Annotated in this window: 3 protein-coding genes; 2 read left to right on the top strand and 1 reads right to left on the bottom strand. The window is 49.3% G+C overall.

Features of this window, described 5'->3' with window-relative positions:
* The first annotated feature begins 212 nt into the window (after positions 1 to 212).
* On the top strand, positions 213 to 4,025 hold the full coding sequence (locus ACRJJO_RS18610) for a PAS domain S-box protein (protein ID WP_431067118.1): 3,813 nt from the start codon (positions 213 to 215) through the stop codon (positions 4,023 to 4,025).
* Positions 4,013 to 4,669, top strand: coding sequence for a response regulator transcription factor (locus ACRJJO_RS18605; RefSeq protein WP_431067117.1), 657 nt, complete (start codon positions 4,013 to 4,015; stop codon positions 4,667 to 4,669). Before ACRJJO_RS18610 ends, ACRJJO_RS18605 begins: the two co-directional genes overlap by 13 nt.
* Before the next feature lie 769 nt (positions 4,670 to 5,438).
* Here the strand turns inward: ACRJJO_RS18605 and ACRJJO_RS18600 are convergent.
* The gene (locus ACRJJO_RS18600; protein ID WP_431067116.1) at positions 5,439 to 6,332 is read right to left on the bottom strand and encodes a hypothetical protein; all 894 of its coding nucleotides are present in this window, start codon (positions 6,330 to 6,332) and stop codon (positions 5,439 to 5,441) included.
* Positions 6,333 to 6,358 lie beyond the last annotated feature (26 nt).

The raw sequence follows: 6,358 nt of genomic DNA, 5'->3' as shown, positions 1-6,358 counted from the left end.
GAGCTTCCGGTGTGTCTTTCCCAAGCTGGAGCTTGGGAAAGAGCGTGATGTGGGTTGGCCGTTTTTAGCTTGACGCGCATGGCTTGCGAACCCCGTCCTGCTAGGCAGATGCTGATCTTTGGGCTTTAGCTGAAGAAACTTGCTAATCAGTTTATGTTATGTAGTTCGACCCAAAATTGACACTCGTCAATAAACATTGAATATCAGAGCCGATGACCGACGCGCGATGTAAAATCCAAACAATTTTCTTTAATTTAGGCGATCAACCTGCCGTGTTGCGATACGGACTGACGGTACTGGGCGTCGTTACAACCACTATCGCAACCATTTATGTTCCAGTGATAAGTGAGCGGGCGGCATATTTGTTATTTGCTTTCGAGATTAATCTGGTCTCTTTCTGGTTAGGGAAGAATTCCGGCTTTCTTGCGGCGGCTTTATCTTTGATCGCGGTCAATACACTGATATTGTTCCCGACCGAGACCGAATTCGACGACCTATTGATATTAAACGTAGCCTTTTGCTTCGTTTCAGTGGTTATGGTCGCGACAACCAGCTTTTATAGGAGTCTTACCCATGCGCTATGGGAAAGTCGACAAGATTTGGATCGCGCGCAAAGGGTCGGGCAAATCGGTAGCTGGCGGCTGGATATCAAGCGTGACGAATTAATATGGTCCGACGAGAACCACCGTATTTTCGGTATTCCGATAGGCACGCCGAAGACCTATCAAACTTTTCTAGCCATCGTGCATCCGGAAGACCGAGACTATGTCGACCGGATGTGGCGAGAGGGGCTGCGCGGCGAGCCCTACGATATCGAGCACCGTTTATTGGTAGATGGCGCAGTGAAATGGGTTCGAGAAAAGGCTTGGCTGGAGTACGATAAAAAGGGTAATTTGCTGGGCGGGTTCGGGACCACGCAGGATATTACCCATCACAAACGCAACGAATTGGCGCTGCTGGACAGTCGGCAGCGCTATGCCGACATAGTCGAATCGGCTATCGACGCGATCATTACTATCGACACCGATCAACGCGTTTTACTGTTCAACTCCGCAGCGGAAAAAATGTTTGGTTGCCGTGCGGATGAAGCCATCGGCGGTACTATCGAGCGTTTTATTCCCGAGCGATTCCGTGCCGGACATAGTAAATATATCCGTGGATTCGATAAGGCAGGAGTTGCTCATCGAATAAAAAATGAACTCGCCTCTATTAGGGGCATACGAGCCGATGGCGAGGAGTTTCCGATCGAGGCTTCTATTTCCAAGTGCGAGATAAACGGCGAGAAAACTTTTACGGTGATCATGCGCGACGTGACCGAGCGCGTGAGTGCGGAATTGGCCATGAAGGAGCGGATAAGGTTACAGGATCAATTAACCAAGGTTGCCGCAACGGTGCCCGGAGTCATTTGTTCATTCCGATTACGCCCTGATGGCTCGGCAAGCATGCCTTATGCCAGTCCATTGTTCGAATCGTTATACGGGGTCAGTCCGGATGTTGTAGTCGAGGATTTTGGTCCTGTTTTCGACCGCATCCATCCCGATGATCTCGTTCATATCCATGAAACCATTGCCGAGTCCGCCCGCACCCTGCAAGCCTGGCGAGACGCGTTCCGCTACAATCATCCTATAAAAGGCGAGATTTGGATCGAAGGTCATTCGATGCCGCAACACGAGATGGACGGTAGTATGCTCTGGCATGGTTATATCCAAGACATTACCGACCGTAAACTGGCCGAATTGACATTGCGCGACCGGGAGAAAGAATTACGTTTGATCATAGATGCAACGCCCGCGCTGATCTCTTATTTGGATACCGAATATAGGTATATGCGGGTCAATGCGACCTATGAAAAATGGTTCGGTATCACCGAGGATACTATCCTTGGCCGAAAAGCACCGGATATTATCGGTAAAGACGCCTGGCGCATCGTTCAACCCTATTTCGAACGCGTCCTCGCAGGGGAGCAGGTCAATTTCGATCAACAAATTCCCTATGGGCATGGAGAGCCGCGCTGGGTCCAGGCCACTTATATCCCTAATACGGATACGGCCGGAAAAGTCAAGGGTGTTGTCGTGCATGTCGTCGATGTCACAGATAGAAAGCTGATTGAGAAAAAAATTGCCTCACTAAACCGGAGCTTGGAGCGCCGAATAGAAGAGATGCAAGTGATTTTCAATACCGTGCCGATCGGACTGTGCATTGCCGATGGAACGAACGTCTACGATATTCGCGGTAACCCGGCGCTTGAGCGGATGCTCGGCTTGCCGATGAGGGTCGGTCTTTCCAGCCGTAGTGAAGTATTGAGCGCCATTCGTGTCATACAGAACGGGCTCGAGCTGGCAAACGAGGACTTACCGATGCGTCGCGCCGTTCGAGGTGAATTAGTTAAAAACCAAGTCATCGATATTATTCGCCCTGACGGGCAACAAATAACTTTACTGGGCAATGCCTCGCCCTTGTTTAACGAAGAAGGCGAGCCGCGCGGTGCCGTGGGGGCTTTTCTAGACATTACGGCGCTCAAACAGGCCGAAGATGCGTTGGAAAAGAGTCAATTGCAACTCCGGCTGTTTGTCGAGCAGGCGCCCGTGAGCATTGCCATGTTTGATCGAGAAATGAATTATTTGGTCACGAGTCGTCGGTGGGTCGAAGATTTCGGTCGGGGATATGTTGAATTGACAGGCCGCAACCACTATGCGGTCAACCCGGATCTTCCCGCAGAATGGAAACAAGTCCACCGAAAAGTACAGGCCGGAGAATTTTTGAAAAACGACGACGACCTATGGATTCAAGCCGACGGCAGTCGCCAATGGTTGCGTTGGGCAGCCCATCCTTGGACAAATCCGGCCGGAGAGATCGGCGGTATTATTATTGCCTGCGAGGATGTCACGGCACATCGACAGGCCGAACAAGAATTGCGCAACACCGAAGCTCGACTCGCTCTGGTTGTCGAAGAGGTCAATGCCGGATATTGGGACTGGGATTTGACTACCCGTCAGTTATTTTTATCGCCTGAAATAAAAAGGCAAATCGGTTATGACGATAGCGAATTACTCAACCGGCAAGAGGATTGGGAAAGCCGCTTGCATCCGGATGATCGCTCTTATGTCATGGCGATGATAGAAAACTTTATTGCCGATCATAAGCCAAGCTATGAAATGGAATTTCGCCTGCGTCACAAAGATGGCTCTTTCCGTTGGATTCATTCTCGGGGAGTCGTATTGAACGATCAAAGTAATCGCGCCTATCGTATCCTAGGCATCAATTTAGACATTACCGACTACATGAAACAAAAGGAACTGAACGAGCGGCGCGACAAAATGGAACAGTCGTCTCGATTATATGTGGCGGTCCAGACGGCCGCGGCATTTGCCCACGAATTGAATCAGCCACTGTCGGCCATCTCCTCTTATGCCGATGTGGCGCTGCATTTGTGTCAAACGGATAAGCCTAATTCGCAAAAGCTCTGTCAGGTAATGGAAAAATGTTCACAGCAAGCGCAGCGAGCTGGCGAAGTGATACGGCAATTGGTGAACCTATTGCAAAAAGGGGAAAGCGATAGCGAACCGGTAGATATCAATTCCTTGATCCATGAAGTGATCGATTTAATGAAAACCGACGGACTCTCTGACGAATTTAAAATTGAGCTGGAACTTGCCGTTGATATACCTCCGGTTAGGGCCAATGCTCTGCAAATAGAAAAGGTATTGATCAATCTAGTACGCAATGGAATGGAGTCTATGTTGGAACTGAAAGAAAAGGCCGAAGCGATCATCGTGACGACGCATCGCGATGAGGCCGATCCAGCCATGATTCGGGTGACAGTGCGCGATAGCGGTAAAGGCGTCGAAGATCCGGCGGAGCTTAGAGCTATCTTTCAGCCTTTCCATAGCACGAAACCCGCCGGTTTAGGCATGGGACTAGCGATAAGTCGAACTTTGGTCACGGCTCACGGCGGAAAAATGTGGGCCGAACAAAATGCGGGCAACGGCCTCAGTCTCCACTTTACATTGCCATGCGCGATATAAGCACTCAAACCTACTACGTTTTTATCGTCGATGACGACGATGCGGTGCGCGATGGTCTCGGTCAAGTCATGGAAGTCGCCGGCTTTAATTATCAAACTTTCGAGAGCGCTGAGCATTTTCTGCAAGCTTATTGTCCGGGCAAGAACGGATGCTTGGTTCTCGATCTCAATATGCCGGATATGACCGGCGACGAGTTACAAACCGAATTGATCCGTCGGGATATTCATTTGCCTATCATTTTCCTGACCGGTTATGGAGACATACCCACGACCGTTCGCGTCATCAAAGCCGGAGCGGTTGATTTTCTGACGAAGCCCGTTTCCAGTAAATTATTAATCGAACGGGTTCGGGACGTCCTAGAGCAAGAAGCCCGGAAGAATGAAGATTCACTACTGGCTCATCAAGCGCTCTGTAGGCGCTTAAGCGGTCTTACCACCCGCGAATCGGAAGTGATGTCGCTGGTGGTCACGGGCCATTCCAATAAGGAAATTGCAAGGCAACTGGGCATCAGCCATCGTACCGTCGAAGTACATCGTGCGCGAGTCATGGAAAAAACCGGTGCGACCAGTCTACTGGAGTTGGCCCGTTTATGTGAAACTTGTCGACTTACTCCAGAGAATACCTTGCCTTCTGAACCGGAATAAGTGTAACTATTCAGTCCCTGGCAATTCTCGTTCCCGCGCTCTGCGCCCATCGTTATGCATAAATTTTAGGGTACGCTGCGCGTACCTACTCCCTTTATACTCAAAAAATTGCTAACTTTATGAAAGTATTGGGTGTGGCTAGCGAGGATGTCGGCAGCAAGGCAGATTTTTGCTCCTGCAAAATCTGCATTCACGCTATCCCTAGCGTTCGATTACTGCCGTCAAGCCCCCATGGATGGGGGTTTACCCAGCACCTAAATTCCATAGTTCATTGGCTATGGTTAACTATCTGGGATAATTCATCCAGCACCTAAATAAACCTTGATTTTGAATCATTGCCAAAGACCTATGGAATTTAGGTGCTGGATTTAGGTGCTGGGTGAACGGCGGTCCTCGATAGACACATCCCATACCTTTTATTCTTCGACGGTTTTCGATCAAAAGGGAGTAAGGCCCGAAACCCTACCCAAGTCAAGCCATAAGAGCTTGGGTAAATATTGGCGGAGTCGTCATGGTACGCACAGCGGAACCCGACGCAGATCCCAAATCCAGGTGCGCGATGCGCACCCTAAACCTAGCCCTTAATAACCTATGATCACCAACAATTTCCAAGATATTTTGAGATTAAAAATCGGGAACACAGAAAATAGCTAAATGGCTTTTTTCGACAGTCTAGGTCCGGGTTTAAAAAACCCCGGTTTCTTGGTCTGTAAGCTTAGCCCGTGCAGCCTCGATTTAGTTTTTTCCGGACTCTCCAACTTTCCGGTTTTTATTTTTCCAATATCTCGGGAGACGGTTGAAAGTCTTTGTTGTTGTGTTGAGGACAAGCATAAAATCTGTATCTTTTGCCGTCGACCGTTCTTTCTATGACTTTTAAACCCGTTGATCGGCGGCAGCGCTTACCCCTCGACGTCGTAGCATGGCATTGTTCGCCGTTAACGGTAAGGTCGATAATTTTATCGCTTGGCGCCGTTTTAACTTCCGGCTCTTTTTTGACCGGCGCGGACGGTTTGCTTGCTTTCTTTTCGGCGGGTTTGGCAGGCGGCTCTTGTTTGCTGACAGTTGTAGGCTCTGGCTGTTTTACTTCAGACACGACGGGTTTCGCTGCTGCTTTCGTTTCTTTTACAGCAGGTTTAGCTGGTGTCGCTACCGTTTTAGCAGACTCTTTTTCGATCCGACTCGACAAATAGCGCTCGACTCGGGTCGGTGCGACTTCTTTCTGTGTGTAAGTTACGGGTGTTTGGTTTGGCGGGGCTACGGTTTTGCCTTCCAGTTTGGCGAGATAGCGTTCGACGCCACTCATGTTGGCCAAAGCAGCAGCTTCCGCCTCGGCTTTTTCTCGCGCTTCTTGTTCCAGCTTTGCTACATACCTTGCGACACCGGATAATTGTGCCGTTTTCGGTTCGTCTGTATTAGATTGTGTTTCCTGAGCGGCTTGCGGTTGTTCTTGTTGTTTCTGTTTCGCCATGTATTTAGCCACGCCGGTTAATTCTGAAGTCGCTTGTTCCTGTTGCGCTGTTTTATTAGACCGTGTTGGTTCCGCGTTAGCGACCGAGGGTTTGATCTCCTCTTGTATATACACGGAAGGATCATAACGTTCTTTAGCTTCGGGCAATTTAAGCCCTGCTAGGTTAAGTAGTTGATCCAAAAAATTCATTGCCATCTCGAGAACCTCTGTTTTTATTTTAG

Source organism: Methylotuvimicrobium sp. (genome assembly GCF_050611805.1).
GTDB lineage: Bacteria > Pseudomonadota > Gammaproteobacteria > Methylococcales > Methylomonadaceae > Methylotuvimicrobium.
This window is presented reverse-complemented; position numbering and strand designations above follow the sequence as displayed.